We start from the raw sequence: 15,802 nt of genomic DNA on the forward strand, positions 1-15,802 counted from the left end.
TGCGGCTTTTCTTTGCGCTCTTAGCGTCTTCGCGGTGAATGATTTACCTGTGCTCGCAGCAAAGCGACTTACTGTGCTCTGAGCCCTGTACTCTCAAAAACTGAACACCGGCCCAAGCTGCACCTGTACGCCGCCGCGATTGATAAAGTCCTCATGCGAGAGCCAGGTCAGGTAGGGCGGTTTGCCGATTCCCGGGTCTTGCGTGCATGCGGTACCGTGGTTCAGCCATTGCAGGGATGTCGCAAGGCCGATGCCTGAGCCATCCAGGCACGCCTGCCGGTAGCGGACCAGCGTATCGCCCACGCCCGCGCGAAGAGCGAATTTCTTCGAGAGTTTGTAGTCCGCAGTCAGCATGAAGTTCCACGCGAAGTGCGTAATCGTGCCCTGCTGCGGAGCCGGTTCATCCGGCTGCGGACTGGTTTCGTAAGCATCGTCGAACTGCACAAAGCCGGGCCGCACTGCGATGTTCAATGCGTAGTTCTGCGTGTTGATACCGGTGCGGATTCCGAAGAAGCCTGTCGTCATGTTGCCGCCCGCGCGATCCGAAGGCAGCGGGCTCGCCGATGGCTGGTGTGATACATCCGCATCGGCGTAGAACGGGCCAGCCAGCCTGTACGACACTTCCACGCCTGCTCCGATGGCCGTACCGCGACAGTATTCGCAGCCCTCTTTCGTGATCGTCGTCGAGAGCGAAGTGAAGTGTGGCGAGATCTGGAAGCGCGGCCATTCGACCTGGGGGACGTCCGGCATAAAGTGAACGGCGTAGTAGCTGCCGTCGACAGTGTCGTCGCCGTACTCTGCGTCGCGGTACCATGGCAGCCGCCAGCGCAGCGCATTGCTGAAGGTGCGCGTCGGGTTCAGGGCGCCGCGAATGGCCTTGGCATAGCGCTTGCCTCCGGTGCGTTCCTGGATGCGCTTGCCTATCTCCTTATCGATCACGTCTTCCCCAACAGACCAGAGGGTTCCGACGGTTGGCGTGATGATGAAGTCCACCCAGCCCGTGTTGTTGGTGTACTTGTTGTTCGGCGGCAGGAAGTTCTGCGCGTTGCAGTGCATCTGGCAGCTCACGCCATAGGTGTAGCCGCCTTCATTGCCGAGTCCTGCTTCACCAGTTGGCCCAATCTCGGAGTAAGTGCTGTACGCTGCCGACCAGAGCAACGCTTTGAAGCGTGACATGGTGTATCCCGGATCTCCAAACTCGAGGCGTGCCTGCGCTGGGCTGTTCTGGATCTCGATGAAGGATGTGACCGCACCCTGCATGGGATGGCCGATGTAGTTCACGAGGAAGTCGTCGCCGTCGTTCCAGCGACGCATGTTGAACTGGTGCAACGAGGCGATGTAGTCGTGCCAGTAGGGCTTGGTGTACGTGACCTGACGCAGGGTGTTGTCGCTGAGCAGGCGAAAGCCGTCCTCGACCACGTTGAACTCGAAGGATTGGATCAGCAGGCCTTTCCAGTTATAACTAGCGTCTGGCGGACTTGGCGGCCGAGGAGCAGAAGGGTCCTGCGTGTCCAGATCGAAGCGCATACCTCCCGCGCGGGGGAGGTCCGGCGTAAAGCCTTCTGCATGGAACCGCGGTGCAAACTGGGCCAACCCGGGTAAGACAAAAATCAGACTGAGAACAAAAAGCCAGCGCCTGCGCAACAATCCTGCCATCACTCTTTCATTGTTTGAATATTCGCCGCAGTACTGAAGTACGAGCGATGCCTGGATCTCGACGCAGGCCGAGGCCTGGTTTAACGGGTCTGCTTCCCTGTGCCTGTGAAGGAGCCTGTGGAATGCTGACCAGCAGGCGTATCGGGATGCCGTTCTTCCTGGCCCCTGTCGACGTTATCCTGCAGCGCTTCATGCTGCGCCTGCTTCTTGCCGGCCGGATGCCCGTGCTCAGTCTCAGTCGGTTGAACGCTGGCAGGGTTCGAGTGCTTCGCAGCTTCGGAAGGATGATCGTGGTTTTTTGTTGTCATCGCAAACCTTCTGCCGTCAGAAGACGGTCTAGTGATTTGGATGCAACTTTCAGGAGCGCAAGCGTTACTCTCGGGCAAAAGCATCCCGAAAACGCTGCCAGGTCGCGGACAGTTCTTCCGGTAGTACGCGCGTTTCGGCTATCACGGTCATAAAGTTCGCATCGCCGGTCCAGCGCGGCAGAGCGTGCAGATGCAGATGTTCCGTGACCCCGGCGCCTGCGGCTTTACCCAGGTTTAGCCCCATGTTGATGCCATTCGGTCGATACAGGTCTTTCAGAACGAGTTCCACTCGCTGAGCCAGTGCGATGAATTCCTGCGATGTCTCCAGATCGAGCGCTGCCAGCGACTTCTCATGCAGGTACGGGAGCACCATAACATGACCGCCGTTGTACGGATAGCGGTTCAGGCACAGGAAGACCCTTTCCCCGCGATAGACAATGCCTGCCGCCTTTTCCGCGTCATCCACCGGCATACCATGCTCGATTGCATAGTCTGCCGAAGCGATCATGTTGCAGAACACACATTGCAGATCGCCGGGCCACGCAGAGAGTTCCGGAGCCACCCCTTTGCGAGGGTCGGGTTCGGTATCGGATACATAGGCGTAACGCCACGGCGTCCAGAGGTGGTCCATAGCAGCAGTGTAACGGGCGGCAGGCTGACGTCGAATGACAAAGAAAAACTCCCTGCCTGGGCAGGGAGTTTTTCTTTACGGTGCTAAAGCAGGCTAGCGTGCAGCTTTGACTCCGGCAGCGGCCTGTTCCTTCAGGGCAGCGGCCTTGTCGGTCGCCTCCCAGGTGAAGCTGGGCTCGGTGCGTCCGAAGTGTCCGTAGGCCGCGGTCTGCTGATAGACAGGACGGCGCAGGTCCAGGCTCTCGATGATGCCCTTCGGTGTGAGATGGAAGTTCTCACGAACCAAGTGCTCGAGATCTTCCTCGGAGACCTTGCCGGTTCCGAAAGTGTCGACCAGGACGCTGACAGGCTCGGCTACGCCGATGGCGTAAGCAAGCTGAACCTCGGCACGGTCGGCCAGGCCGGACGCGACGATGTTCTTGGCGATATAGCGGGCCATGTATGCAGCAGAGCGATCGACCTTTGTCGGATCCTTGCCCGAGAACGCGCCTCCGCCGTGACGGCCTGCGCCGCCGTAGGTGTCGACGATGATCTTGCGGCCGGTCAGTCCGGTGTCGCCCATCGGTCCGCCGATAACAAAGCGGCCGGTCGGGTTGATGTGGTACTTGGTGTTCTCGTCGAGCAGCTCGGCGGGAAGAACGGCCTGGATGACTTCCTTCAGGATGTCGGCGCGAAGCTGTTCGGTGGTGATTTCCTCGGCGTGCTGGGTCGAAATGACAACTGCATCGATGCGGACCGGCTTGTGGTTCGCGTCGTATTCCACCGTCACCTGGCTCTTGCCGTCAGGACGCAGATAAGCGAGCTTGCCGTTCTTGCGAACTTCCGAGAGCTTGCGGGTGAGCTTGTGGGCCAGCGAAATGGCTACCGGCATCAGCTCTTCGGTCTCGTTGGTCGCGTAGCCGAACATCATGCCCTGGTCGCCGGCGCCGCCGGTGTCCACGCCCATGGCAATATCGCCGGACTGCTTGTTGATCGAGGAGATTACAGCGCAGGTGTTCGAATCGAAGCCGTAAGTGGCGTCGTTGTAACCAATGCCGTCAACGACCTTACGCACCAGCGTCTGGAAGTCGACATAAGCATTGGTCGTGATTTCACCGGCGATGACTACGAGGCCGGTAGCGGTCAGCGTTTCGCAGGCAACACGGCTCTTGGGATCCTGTTCAAGGCAGGCGTCCAGAATGGCATCGGAAATCTGGTCAGCAATCTTATCGGGGTGACCCTCGGTCACCGATTCAGACGTGAACAGGAACTTCTCACGTGCGGACAAATTAAAACCTCCGTTTAAGGATGGCTCCCGGTTGCCGCAATCGAAAATTCCGGTTGTGCCGGCGCGACAAGGTAGAACCGAAGAAAAACATCCAACGTAATGGTACTAAACCGGACTGCACAGGGGCAAAGAAAGCTCCTTCGGGCGGGAATTTTGCCCCTCAGCGGCAGATATTCGCAGCGAATGGGGAATTTACCGCAGAGCATTTACTCCACTGTTTCACTGGCCATGAAGTTATCCATCAACGTCAGTTGTTTCGTTTGAACGGCGCTGTTGTTTCTGCGGGTTTCAGGCAGAAAGCCTGTGAGCAGGCCGATGGCTGGCAGGAAGGAGCACACTTTATAAACGAAATCGATGCTGGTGTGGTCCGCGAGCCTGCCGAGCACGGCTGCACCAAGGCCACCCAGTCCAAAAGCCAATCCAAAAAACAATCCTGAAACCATGCCGACTCGCCCAGGCAGCAACTCCTGCGCATACACCAGGATGGCAGAGAAGGCAGAGGCGATGACGAGGCCGATCAGAACGCTGAGCACGATTGTCGCCGGCAATGACACATAGGGCAGAAGAAGAGTCATCGGCAGCACGCCCAGGATCGAGATCCAGATCACTCTCTTGCGGCCGATCCTATCGCCCACCGGCCCGCCAATGACTGTGCCGGCAGCAACCGCCGCCAGAAAGAAGAACAGGTCAAGTTGAGCGTCCCGCTGCGACAGGCGGAAGTGGCGCATCAGGTAGAAAACGTAGTAACTCGTGATGCTGGCCAGATAGAAGTACTTCGAGAGAGTAAGCATTATCAGCACGGTGAGAGCACCGCCGATCCGCTTCCGGCTAAGGGTGTGGGGTATCTCTGCCGAAAGCCGATTCTGGCTAACACGATCCTGCTTTCGATACCAGTAACCCAATCCTGTCAGCAGGACGATCCCGAACAATGCCGCGAGGGTGAACCAGGCGAGGCTCTGCTGGCCGCGCGGCAAGACGACAAAGGCGATCAGAAGAGGCCCGATCGACTGGCCGAAGTTGCCGCCGACCTGGAAGATGGATTGCGCCATCCCATGCGCTCCCCCTGACGCCAGGCGCGCAATACGTGAGGTCTCCGGGTGAAAAATCGATGAGCCGATGCCAAGCAACGCGCCGCCGACAAGCAGCATGGAGTAGTGTTGCGCGAAGGCAAGCACCAGTAGTCCGCTCATGGAGGTAGCCATGCCAAACGGCAAGCCAAATGGTTTAGGCCGCTTGTCTGTATAGAGCCCCACCAGGGGTTGCAACAGCGATGCCGTGAGCTGGAAGACCAGGGTCAGCGTTCCAATCTGCGCGAAGGAGAGGTGGAAGTTGCCCTTGAATAGCGGGTACGCGGCGATAAACAGGGACTGCAGCATGTCGTTCAACATGTGGCAAAGGCTCGCTGCTCCCAGCACTGTGTAGACGGCGCTATTTTCCTTCGGCTGCTTCATGATTTCTCTCATCGCGTTTGTTCTCGATTAGCCTCATCTCGAACAGTACAATCCCATGGAAGCGGCCCACAACTTTGGATGGGACAAAATCTTATGCGATTGGGCCATCGATTCAGCACCGGCATAGACAAATACTTCGTAGACTCCTCACGGCCTGTGCTGGCGTTGGGCGGAACGTATCCGGTCTCTCATCACGTGGGACTTCACAGTCATCGGCGCAGCCAGCTTTTCTGTCCGTTATCCGGAATTGCCATGGCATCGACTTCGCAGGGTGCGTGGGCCGTTCCTGCCGGTCGCGGGCTATGGATCCCCGCGGGAGTGCGTCACGAGCTTCGTATGCAGGGAACTGTGCAGATGCAGAGCCTTTACATCGACCCTGCAGTTCTGGCAGAGATGCCGAATCGCTGTCGTGTTCTCGGCATATCGCCTCTTATGCGAAGCCTCATGACAGAGGCCGTGGTTTTGCCAGTTCGGTATGAGCACGGAGGACGCGCTGAAGCGCTGATGCGTCTTATTCAGTTCGAGATCAACATGCTGGCGGAACTGCCGCTCTCGCTTCCGTTGCCTATCGATAAAAAACTCGCGCGCCTGTGCCGGAAGTTTCTTCGCCGCCCCAATGTCACGGACGGCATCAACGACTGGGCTGAAGCGCTTCACATGAGCCGCCGCACCTTCACCCGCCTGTTCCGCAGTGAAACAGGTCTGAGCTTCGTAGCCTGGCGTCAGCAGGCCTGTATTCTGGCAGCGTTACCGAAGCTCGCCAGCGGTGTATCCGTGACCAGGACAGCTCTCGATCTTGGATATGAGAATCCGGCCGCATTCACAATGCTTTTTAAGCGAGTTCTCGGGGAGTCTCCCAGGTCGTACAACGCTTCGCCGGGTCATGGATCGACCTCGTTTTCCAGCAGAGAAAACGGAGACGGTTGAGCGCGGCACTCACTCTCTGCACGATCAGTGATTCGCAATCGTTTCCAGGCGCGTGCGGTGCGGTCAATCGATCAGGCGAGGGTGTTTTTGAAGCGCGGCGATGAAACGCAGGTATGGGAGACGCCCGTTACATGGAGCGCTCCCTCCTCGGAGATTCTGCCGTGGACATAACGCCAGACAAACCAGCCCAGCCCAACCAGGATAAGCAGAAGTACGGCTACCCCGGCCCAGCGTAGTTTTCTGGCGGGGCGGATGTCTTCTTCGATTTCGCGCGTCTTGCTGACGTTTTCAGCGAAGGCGATCCAGTCGGCGTCGTCGAATTTGAGCTTGCCGCTCTGCTGGTATGCCGCCATGTAGCGGTTGACCCACTCTTCCTCGTCGAGGCCGACGATGCGGGCGTAGCTGCGGACGATTCCCTTATTAAAAACACCACCGGGTAGCCGCTCGAAGTTTTCCTCTTCGAGCGCCACAAGATAACGGTTGCTTATTTTTGTGCTGTTGCTGATGGAGTCGAGCCCTATGCCGCGGCTTTCGCGTTCCATCCGCAACTGACTGCCAAATTCGCCCATGCTTCTGATCCGCCCATAAGCTGGCTATATCAATTTCGGCTAAACTGCAGTGGGTCCTAGGTTTAAAGCCAACCATAAAGCCACCAGATCAGCTCAGTCAAAAGAATTTTGCAATTTTTCGGCTCAATTGCCTGTTTGCACGTTACTTTTTGCTGCTTTTCCGGGCCCTTGTCCCATGATGAGACGGGCACAGCGTCGATGACAACCCTTACAGATCAATTTTCTGGGCGATAATTTCGCTTTGTTACACTCAGCTAAGAATGTTTTCGATGCGGGAAAGGAGGCCTGAAAATAGCCAACTTCCGGCCGAAAGCATCATAAAAATGTCTTATGAATAAGCTGGTTATCGGCAACATCCTTCATCGTCCCCTGCGCACCGCAATTAGCGTCGTTGCCGTCGCGATCGAAGTGGTCATGATCCTGTCGATCGTCGCCATCATGGTGGGTAAGGTCTCCGGAGCCAGCGAACAGACCAATGGCATCGGTGGAGACATTATTGTCCGCCCCCCGAACGCCAGCTTCATCTCCTCTATCGGCGGCGCGCCGGTCCCGGCTAAAATCGCCGAGGTGTTGCGCAAGCTGCCCCACGTGCAGGTAGCAGCTCCGGCGATCGCGGACCTGAATATTGCCGGCGGCGTCGAAACCCTGTGGGGTATCGACTTTGAGAGCTATAACGCCCTCCGGCCTTTCGAATTCCTAGAAGGCGGCCCCTTTACCGGTCCGAAGGACGTCATCGTCGACGAGCTTTACGCACGCTCCAAGCCCGGACGGACCCTCGGAGCGACCGTGCAGGTGCTGAACCATCCCTTCCGGATCTGCGGCATCGTGCAGCATGGCAAGGGAGGACGCGTCTTCCTGCCGATTCGTACGCTTGGCTCGCTGCTCGGCACACCCGACAATGCGACCCTCTTCTACATCAAGAGTGACGATCTCAAGAACCAGGATCTGATCCGTCAGGAGATCAAATCCACGCCCGGCCTGGCGCTCTACCAGGTGCAGACCATCCAGGAATGGACGTCGCTGATGACTCCTGAGCACCTTCCCGGCTTCAACATCGCCCTGAACGTGGTCATCGCCATCGCCACCATCGTCGGTTTCCTGGTGATCTTCCAGTCGATGTACACCGCCGTGCTTGAGCGTACGCGCGAGATTGGCATCTTGAAGTCGATGGGAGCCTCGAAGACCTACATCGTCAACGTGGTGCTGCGTGAGACGGGAATGATCGCCATTGTCGGGATCATTGTGGGCATTCTTTTCACCGAAGCCCTGCGCCTTATCCTCTCTTACCGTTTTCCGACGCTGCCTTTTCCGGTCACCATGGAATGGCGGCTGCGTGGCGCAGTGATTGCCTTCGTCGGTGCGCTTCTCGGAGCTATTTATCCGGCGTGGAAAGCAGCGCGCAAGGATCCCATTGACGCTCTGGCCTACGATTAGTCTGCGGGCATCGAAAAATCATTCCGCTTCGAAAGAGGCACGCTGAGTTTTGATGAAGCAGAGTCTTCTCCTTCGGCAGTCCCTTTTCTGGCTGTGGATCGCGGCCATTGTTGTCCTGTTTGCGCTCCACGTGGTGCATCTGCGCGCCGACTTCCCCAACTTCTCACCGTGGATGGATTATTCGAAGTACACGGATGAAGGCTGGTATGGAAAAGCCGCCATCGAGCACTACGTGCTCGGCCACTGGAGAGTCGAGGGGGACTTCAATCCGTCGGTAGCGCTGCCGGTTTTCCCCTTCCTCGAACTGGTACTTTTCCACTTCACCGGGGTGAGTGTCGTTGCCGCCCGTTGCCTGATCCTTGCGGTATTCGCGGCCAACCTTTGGCTCGCTTATCTTGTTGTGCGCACTCAGGTTAGCCGCTTATGGGCGGCGCTGGCAGTTACCCTGCTCGCGACCAGCGCTTTTCTCTACGCGTTCAGCCGGCTTGCGATTCTCGAGCCCCTGCTCACGACGTTCTGGCTGGCGTCGATGCTGGTCTGTTTACGGCTTCCGGAGCCGTCGAGGCCACGGGCGCGTATAGGGGCTCTGAGCGGTCTTGGCCTGCTGGTCTGCCTCATGATCCTGACCAAGACAACAGCCATTTTTCTGCTGCCATCCATCGTTTTCCTGCTGTGGAACTCCTGTGGAAAAAAGACAGGCGAAAGTCTTCGCGCACTGTCGGTAACGCTGGTTGTGGCGGTCGTGCCCTTTACCGTCTACTACCTGAGTTTTGTGCGTCCTCGTTACCTCACGGACTACGAATACCTGTTTACCGCGAACGAATGGCAAAACCCTGTCGGGCTGCGCGGGTATCTCGCAGCGTTCTGGTATGCGGTCCATGGCTTGCTCTGGATCGACTATCGTCTCTGTGGATTGGTGTTGGTATTGCTGGGGCTGGCCGTTTTTGCAGGACGGTCTTTCTTCCGCAATCCATTGCTGATCGCGTCAGCCCTGGGTGTGGGCGGATTCGTCTTCTTCATCGGCTGGCACAACAACATGCAGCCCCGCTACTACGAGGTGCTGGCGTATCCGATGGTCTTTGCCGTGGTTCTGGCGGTGCAGGCGATCGCTGATTCGGCAAAAGGCCGCCCCTTGAGCCGCTGGCTTGTCACGTCGGCTGCTGTTGCCGGGCTGGTTATAGCTGTCCTTAATCTTCGCGAGGTCGTTTACTGGAACCGGCATCCCCAATACACCTGGGTTACCGCGGCTCGTCGACTGACCGACTATATCGACCAGCATCCCAATGGCAACCGGTTGCTGCTTTCTATAAGCGGCGACGAGATTACCCTGCTTACCCACCTGCCGGCGATCTGCGATGATTTCGGGACCTGGGATCTGCCCGATCGGGTGGCTCACTACCAGCCCGGCTGGTATGCGGCGTGGAATGAACTGGATCCGGGCACGCTCGAAGACATTCACACCGGCTATTTTCTTGAGCAGGTGGCAGCCTTCCGGGCATTTGACGACGAGGACCGCAATCACCTGGTGCTTTACAAGCTTCATCCCATCGTTCCCGGCCAGCCGGTGAAGGATATTCGTACCCAGGAAGACGATAACGGCGAGGGCGGAAGTGACGATCGGTAGTTCCGAATCGGGCCGGCACCGGTGGGACAGGCAACTTTTGGAACCTGACAAACTGCGCCGGCCAACGGTATAAACAAGTCAGGAATGCCCGACCGACCTCCAAGTAAGGCCGCAGCCGCCTTTCTCTCAAGCGACTTCCGTCTCTATCAGCTGGCTCGAGTGATGGTCATCATCGGTGCCGAGGCGCAGGCCCTTGCCGTCGCCTGGCAGGTCTACCAGATAACGCACAAGGCCATCGATCTCGGATATACCGGCCTCGCGCTGTTCCTGCCGGGGCTGCTCTTTCTGCTGCCTGCGGGCCACGCGGCGGATCGCTTCGATCGCCGCCGCGTCATCATCCTCTGCTATTCGCTGCAGTGCGTCTGCACGCTGATTTTGTTTCTTTTCGCCTGGCATGGGCTCACCCGGATCTGGCCGGTCTACACCGTCCTGTTCCTGATCGGCGTGGGACGCGCCTTCAGCGGCCCGGCGAGTACCGCGCTCATTCCCCATCTTGTGCCCAAGGAGGATTTCGTTAACGCGGTCACCTGGGGCGCAACCATCTTCCAGATCGCGAATATCAGCGGTCCGGCGCTGGGCGGCGTTCTTTTTACCCTGCCGCTGCACTCGCGGCTGGCCGGGGCGCCGATCGTTTATCTCTTCACCATCCTGACGCTGATCTGGTTTGTGGCTCTTATGCTGAAGCTCACCGTGCGTCCTGGACGCATGGAGCATCGCGAGCTCTCGACGGAGGTGATTCTCGCGGGCATCCGATATGTCTCGAGCACACCGATTCTGCTGGGATCGATTTCCCTCGATCTGTTTGCGGTGCTGCTGGGCGGCGCAACGTCGCTGATGCCGATCTTTGCCCAGGACATTCTCCATGCAGGGCCGCGCGGCCTGGGCATGCTTCGGGCCGCGCCTGCTATCGGTGCGCTGCTTGTATCGTTCACGCTGACCTGGAAGCCGATCCGGCGGCGTGCGGGTGCGTTGATGTTTACCTGTGTGGGCATCTTTGGAGCGGCGACGGTGCTCTTCGGCCTCTCGAAAAGCCTGCCTCTCTCGATGCTCGCGCTATTCGTGGTGGGAGCGTCGGACATGGTCAGCGTGGTTGTCCGGTCGTCCCTGCTCCAGCTTGGCACTCCGCCCGAGATGCGTGGACGCGTCAGCGCGGTCAATTCTCTCTTTCTTGGAGCGTCGAACGAGTTCGGCGAGTTTGAAAGCGGCCTCACCGCGCAGTGGTGGGGCGCGGTGCGTGCGGTTGTGCTCGGCGGTATCTGTTCGATGACTGTAACCGGCCTCTGGAGCGTCCTCTTTCCCAAATTGCGGGAGGTCGACAGGCTCGACGCCGAAACGCTGCTCTCTGCCAGGGAGCAGCCGGGCGGCTTGCGGGTGCAGGAAGACCAGATTTAAGGGAACCTACCTGGAATTACAACCCGCTCGCATCCAAGCCATAGTCTGAATATTTTTCGAAAGGGATTTGCCAATGAAGAACTGGCAGAAGATTGGACTTCTGACCCTGCTCGTCCTGCTGATTGCAGGCGTACGTATTTTCCTGCTATGGCGCGAACGCCAGGATGCCGGTGTGCAGAAGCCGCAACGCGTGGAGCGCAAGCTGACTGACGACGACGTGGTCTCTCCGCGCAAGATGTACATCGACGATATGAAGTCGGCGAAGGCGCTGGTTGGCAAGACGGTCTGGATACAGGCCGGTTACGAGCTTGAGTATTACCCTTACGCGGGACACGTGGACTACGCGCATAAGGTGGGCATGCTGCCCGGTGCGCAGCCCATTGAGATCAAGCAGATCACGGAAGCAAAAGCCCCCGCCAGCCTGATGAGCCATACGCCGGTGGGAGACAAGCAGATCCTTGCGGTCTTTACCATGCCGAACGACACGAAGCAGTACGCCGTGGCCATCGGCTCGGTTCAGGGAACCGACTCGACCTACAACTGCGACCAGATCTTCTACTACGACGATCCACATACGCTCTACAAGCACTGGCCCGCCGACGTATGGCAGTCCATCGACAAGCACGAGGCGAAGCAGGGCATGAGCGAACTGCAGACGGCAATGGCGCTCGGCGTCCTGCAGCAGTCGGATTCGTCCTCGTACGGCAACCGCACTGTAACCTACGACCAAAACGGCGCGAAGTGGTCTGTAACCTTCCAGAACGATAAGGCGACTGACGTCAAAAAGCAGTAGCCATCTCTAGGCGCGCAGCGACAGGTTGCGCGCCTGCTTCCCTCCCAGAAAAACCCGCTTCAGTCGTTCGAGAAAACCCGGTGAGGGTGTCTGCACCGCTGCCTGGCTGTTTGAAACCGCCAGGGCCGCACCCTGCCCGATGAGCGCGAGCGTGTGCCTCATCTGTTCCCGTAACTGTTCGACTTCAAGGGCGCACTGCCGCAAATAGGCTGAGGTCGAGATGCCAGCGGCCGAGGCGCGCGCGCGGATCATCGCCTGCTCTGCCGGAGCGAGGCGCAGCGATAACGAGACTTGGCGAGCGGATTCCGGTTGGCGCCTGTGGGTCATAGCGGCGGTTGCCGGTTGCGGCGCAACGGTCTCGGCTAACACCTTGCGGAATTCGATCTCGGGTTTTGCCGCGAGAGGTTTGCGGGCCTGCCTGGTCTCGCCTTTCTCCGGTGCGGCCTGCTGGGTTTTCTTCGCCACGGGGGCTGGTTTTTTGGGGTGCTTCGAAGGAACTTCTTTCTCGGTGACAGAAGCCGGTGACGGAATCGCGACCGGGAGCACTCCCGGCTCGGCCTTCAACTTGCCGCGCGTAGCCGGCGCCTTCGCAGCCTGGAAGCGCCGTTGCGTCGACTTCACTGCCTCCTCGTAGGAAAGCTGGCGGACCTCATCTCCTGCGGCTTTGCGGGACGAGGTCCAGGCCTGAAAGCGGCCGAGAACGGCATCCAGCGCTTCGGAAGTTGGCGGAAAGGACTGTGGGCTGGTCATGGATTGGGCGGGCGATTGTACGGGTGGCATGGCGAAAGCTCCTTCATGCGCCGAGCATAGATCGCAGCACAAAGGCCGCGAGAAGAATCTGCGGCCTTGGCGTGATGCTGAAACCATTATGGAATCGCGTGGCCGGACCAGCACCGTTTCCGGAATGCTTGCCCGGCAATGCGGTCAACCGGTATTGCGGAGTCCGGCCGAGATGCCGTTGATGGTTCCGGCAATCGCGCGATTGACCTCCGGCGTGTCCTCGCCTGCGCGCTTGCGGCGCAGCAGGTCTACCTGGAGCAGGCTCATGGGGTCGACATAGGGGTTGCGCACGCGAATGGAGCGCGCGAGCACCTGGTTTTTCTCGAGCAGTCCGTTCTGGCCGGTAACGACAAGAACCATGCGCAGCGTACGCTCGAACTCGTCCTTGAACTTTGCGAAGACGCGCTCGCGCAGTGCCTCGTCAGGAATCAGCGACGCATAGATCGATGCGATACCCATGTCGGCCTTGGCCAGCGCCATCTCCACGTTGCGGATCAGGTCGATGAAGAGCGGGAACTCGGCCATCATCGCCTTGAGCAGCGCTTCGCCGCCCGGCTGCTTCGCGTAAGCCTCAAGCGCGTGCCCCACGCCGAACCATGCCGGAACCAGCAGGCGGCTCTGCGTCCATCCAAAGACCCAGGGAATGGCGCGCAGGGTGTCGAAGCTGGCCTTGCCGCCGCGACGCGAAGGGCGCGAGCCGATCTTGGCGTGCTCGAGCTCGGCCATTGGGGTTGCGGTCTCGAAGTAAGTCAGGATGTCGGGATCGTCGATGATGTTTTCGCGATAGAAGGTAAAGGCGGAGGCCGACATCTGGTCGAGCGCCGCTTCCCACTCGGGCAGCAGGATGCCGGTCTGGTGACCATCGGACATCTTTGCGTTGGGACGCGCCAAAGCATCGAGCGAGGCCGCAATCATCAGCTCGAGATTGCGCTCGGCGAGCACGACGTCGGAGTATTTCCAGTTCAGCACTTCGCCCTGCTCGGTGATGCGTATCTGTCCGTCGAATCCGCCGACCGGCTGCGCGTAGATGGAGCGATGGGTTGGGCCGCCGCCGCGGCCAACTGTGCCGCCGCGCCCATGGAAGAGGCGCAGCTTCACACCGCATTCGCGGGCTACTTCGTGCAGGGCGCGATGGGCGCGGAAGATCTCCCAGGTGCTGGTGAGCATGCCTCCGTCCTTATTTGAGTCGGAGTAGCCGAGCATCACCTCTTGCGTGTTGCCCCAGCTTTCGAGCAGCTTGCGATACTCGGGCATCGACCAGAGTTCGCGGCAGACGTCCGGAGCATTCTGCAGGTCTTCAATGGACTCGAAGAGCGGCACCGGCATCAGGCCGGGATCGGCGCCCTTGCCCTCAGGATCGACGCCGCCAAGCCGCGCCAGCCACAGCACGGCGAGCACATCGCCCGCATTGGCCGCGCCGCTGATCACGTACTGACGAATCGTCTCCGGACTGCAGCCGCTCTTGACCTCGGCAATGGTGCGCATCGTCTCGATTACGTCCTGGCTGGCAGGACTGAGCGATGCGGGGACCGTCTCGGCCTTCTGCGCGCACCATGCCGACGACTCTTCGAGAGCCTTCTTGTGAATCTTGGCGTGCTGGCGAACGTCGAGCGTGTGCAGGTGCAGGCCGAAGGTGCGCACCAGCAGAATGAAGGGATCGACGAGCGTTTGCGCGAGGCGCTGGCCGTTGTTCTCGGCAAGGCTGCGGCGCAGGATCTCGAGGTCGCCTTGGAACTCGGCTGCCGAGCAATAGGCAGGCAGCGTTCCCAGCTTGGCTTCCATGCTGTCGTCGTCGGGTACGCTGCTGCCTGCGGTGCGCAACAGGCGGGCATGCATGCAGGCGAGGAAGCGGCGATACAGCTCGAACTGGAAGTGGCTTGGAAAGATCTCTGAAGGCTTGCTGCGCAGCTGGTCGAGATAGGATTTCAGGCGCGCTTCGAGCTCGGCGCTGATGGGCAGCTTCTGCGCCGAGGTGGTCACCAGATCGATCAGCAGCTGCATCTGGCGTTGGTAGCAGGCCAGCAGCCGGGTCTTGGCGTCGCTGATGGCGGTGCGCGTGATCTCCGGCACGACGAAAGGATTGCCGTCGCGGTCGCCGCCGATCCAGGAGCCGAAGCCGAGCAGCAGCGGCAGCTCGTTGATGTCGATATCGAGGCCGTATTCGCTCTTCAGAGCTGCCGACACTTCGATGTAGACACTGGGCAGCGTTTCAAAGATGGAGACGTCGTAGTAATCGAGCCCCATCTTGATCTCGTCGGTCACCTTGGGGCGGCTGCTGCGGATCTCGTCCGTCTGCCAGAGCGCGGTGATCTCGGCGATCAGTGCCGCTTCAATGGCGGATAGCTCTTCGTCCGGCACCGGAATGCGGTCAAGATGCTCAAGGAAATCACCGATGCGGCGGCGCTTGGTCAGCACGGAGCGGCGGGCAATCTCTGTGGGGTGCGCGGTGAAGACCGGCACGATGAAGATCTGCTGGAGCCAGTGCAGCGCTTCCTCTGCTGAAATGCCTGCCTTGCGCATGGCGCGAAGCGTTCCGCGGACCGAACCACGCTGGACGGCGCTGTCTCCGCTGAGCTGCATGGAAAGGCGGCGGCGTTTGCGATGGTTGGTCTCGGCCAGGTTGATGAGCTCGAAGTAGAGGGCAAAGGCGCGGCCCAGCTGATATGCCTGGTCGACCGGCATAATGTTGGCCGCCAGCACCGCCTGCTGTAAGAGCTGCTCGGCCTCGCGCAGCTCGCCGCTGGACTGTGCCTCGCGGCGGCGAATGGCGTTCTGGCGCAGTTCTTCGACTTTCTCGAAGAGCGCGGTTCCGGCCTGTTCCTTCAGAACCTCGCCCAGCAGCATGCCAAGCGAGCGAACGTCCCGGCGCAACGGCGCTTCTTTAAGGTCTCCCGATCGCGCTTCCAGCTCGGCAAGGCGCTCGGCCCAATTCTCAGGTTTCCATAGCGAAGGCATCCATTCGATTATGCAG

Annotated in this window: 13 protein-coding genes; 5 read left to right on the forward strand and 8 right to left on the reverse strand. The window is 59.5% G+C overall.

Translation table 11 applies throughout. From position 1 onward, the window contains the following. Positions 1–93: 93 nt before the first annotated feature. The 5 genes from LJD29_RS08640 to LJD29_RS08660 all read right to left on the reverse strand — a co-directional run bounded on the left by LJD29_RS08640 (position 94) and on the right by LJD29_RS08660 (position 5,312). On the reverse strand, positions 94–1,527 hold the full coding sequence (locus LJD29_RS08640) for a hypothetical protein (RefSeq protein WP_446745356.1): 1,434 nt from the start codon (positions 1,525–1,527) through the stop codon (positions 94–96). A 209-nt stretch (positions 1,528–1,736) separates the two neighbouring features. Next, on the reverse strand, positions 1,737–1,964 hold the full coding sequence (locus tag LJD29_RS08645; protein ID WP_446745357.1) for a hypothetical protein: 228 nt from the start codon (positions 1,962–1,964) through the stop codon (positions 1,737–1,739). Between the two features lie 64 nt (positions 1,965–2,028). After that, positions 2,029–2,595 (reverse strand): HIT family protein, encoded by a 567-nt coding sequence (locus LJD29_RS08650; RefSeq protein ID WP_446745358.1) that lies wholly within the window; start codon positions 2,593–2,595, stop codon positions 2,029–2,031. Positions 2,596–2,688: 93 nt separating this feature from the next. Next, complete coding sequence (gene metK, locus LJD29_RS08655; RefSeq protein ID WP_446745359.1) at positions 2,689–3,861, reverse strand: methionine adenosyltransferase; 1,173 nt, start codon at positions 3,859–3,861, stop codon at positions 2,689–2,691. 206 nt (positions 3,862–4,067) lie between these two features. Then, on the reverse strand, positions 4,068–5,312 hold the full coding sequence (locus LJD29_RS08660) for an MFS transporter (RefSeq protein ID WP_446745360.1): 1,245 nt from the start codon (positions 5,310–5,312) through the stop codon (positions 4,068–4,070). Positions 5,313–5,405: 93 nt separating this feature from the next. Between LJD29_RS08660 and LJD29_RS08665 the strand changes: the two genes are divergently transcribed. Next, positions 5,406–6,239 (forward strand): AraC family transcriptional regulator, encoded by an 834-nt coding sequence (locus LJD29_RS08665; RefSeq protein WP_446745361.1) that lies wholly within the window; start codon positions 5,406–5,408, stop codon positions 6,237–6,239. Positions 6,240–6,310: 71 nt separating this feature from the next. On the opposite strand, the gene LJD29_RS08670 is transcribed toward LJD29_RS08665, so the two are convergent. After that, positions 6,311–6,808, reverse strand: a complete 498-nt coding sequence (locus LJD29_RS08670; RefSeq protein ID WP_446745362.1) for a helix-turn-helix domain-containing protein — start codon at positions 6,806–6,808, stop codon at positions 6,311–6,313. A 330-nt stretch (positions 6,809–7,138) separates the two neighbouring features. On the opposite strand from LJD29_RS08670, the gene LJD29_RS08675 reads away from it, so the two are divergent. The 4 genes from LJD29_RS08675 to LJD29_RS08690 all read left to right on the forward strand — a co-directional run bounded on the left by LJD29_RS08675 (position 7,139) and on the right by LJD29_RS08690 (position 12,051). Continuing rightward, positions 7,139–8,242, forward strand: a complete 1,104-nt coding sequence (locus tag LJD29_RS08675; RefSeq protein ID WP_446745363.1) for an ABC transporter permease — start codon at positions 7,139–7,141, stop codon at positions 8,240–8,242. A 52-nt stretch (positions 8,243–8,294) separates the two neighbouring features. After that, positions 8,295–9,866 carry a glycosyltransferase family 39 protein gene (locus LJD29_RS08680; RefSeq protein WP_446745364.1) on the forward strand — a complete coding sequence of 524 codons (1,572 nt, stop codon included), beginning with the start codon at positions 8,295–8,297 and terminating at the stop codon, positions 9,864–9,866. An 84-nt stretch (positions 9,867–9,950) separates the two neighbouring features. Next, positions 9,951–11,258 carry an MFS transporter gene (locus LJD29_RS08685; protein ID WP_446745365.1) on the forward strand — a complete coding sequence of 436 codons (1,308 nt, stop codon included), beginning with the start codon at positions 9,951–9,953 and terminating at the stop codon, positions 11,256–11,258. Between the two features lie 73 nt (positions 11,259–11,331). After that, a complete protein-coding gene (locus LJD29_RS08690; protein WP_446745366.1) occupies positions 11,332–12,051 on the forward strand; it encodes a hypothetical protein in 720 nt (239 codons plus the stop codon). Positions 12,052–12,057: 6 nt separating this feature from the next. Here LJD29_RS08690 and LJD29_RS08695 read toward each other — a convergent pair whose 3' ends face one another. Beyond that, positions 12,058–12,831, reverse strand: coding sequence for a plasmid mobilization protein (locus LJD29_RS08695; RefSeq protein WP_446745367.1), 774 nt, complete (start codon positions 12,829–12,831; stop codon positions 12,058–12,060). Positions 12,832–12,975: 144 nt separating this feature from the next. Beyond that, the gene (locus LJD29_RS08700) at positions 12,976–15,786 is read right to left on the reverse strand and encodes a phosphoenolpyruvate carboxylase (protein WP_446745368.1); all 2,811 of its coding nucleotides are present in this window, start codon (positions 15,784–15,786) and stop codon (positions 12,976–12,978) included. Positions 15,787–15,802 lie beyond the last annotated feature (16 nt).

Source organism: Silvibacterium acidisoli, from assembly GCA_022870745.1.
Classification (GTDB): Bacteria; Acidobacteriota; Terriglobia; order Terriglobales; family Acidobacteriaceae; genus Silvibacterium.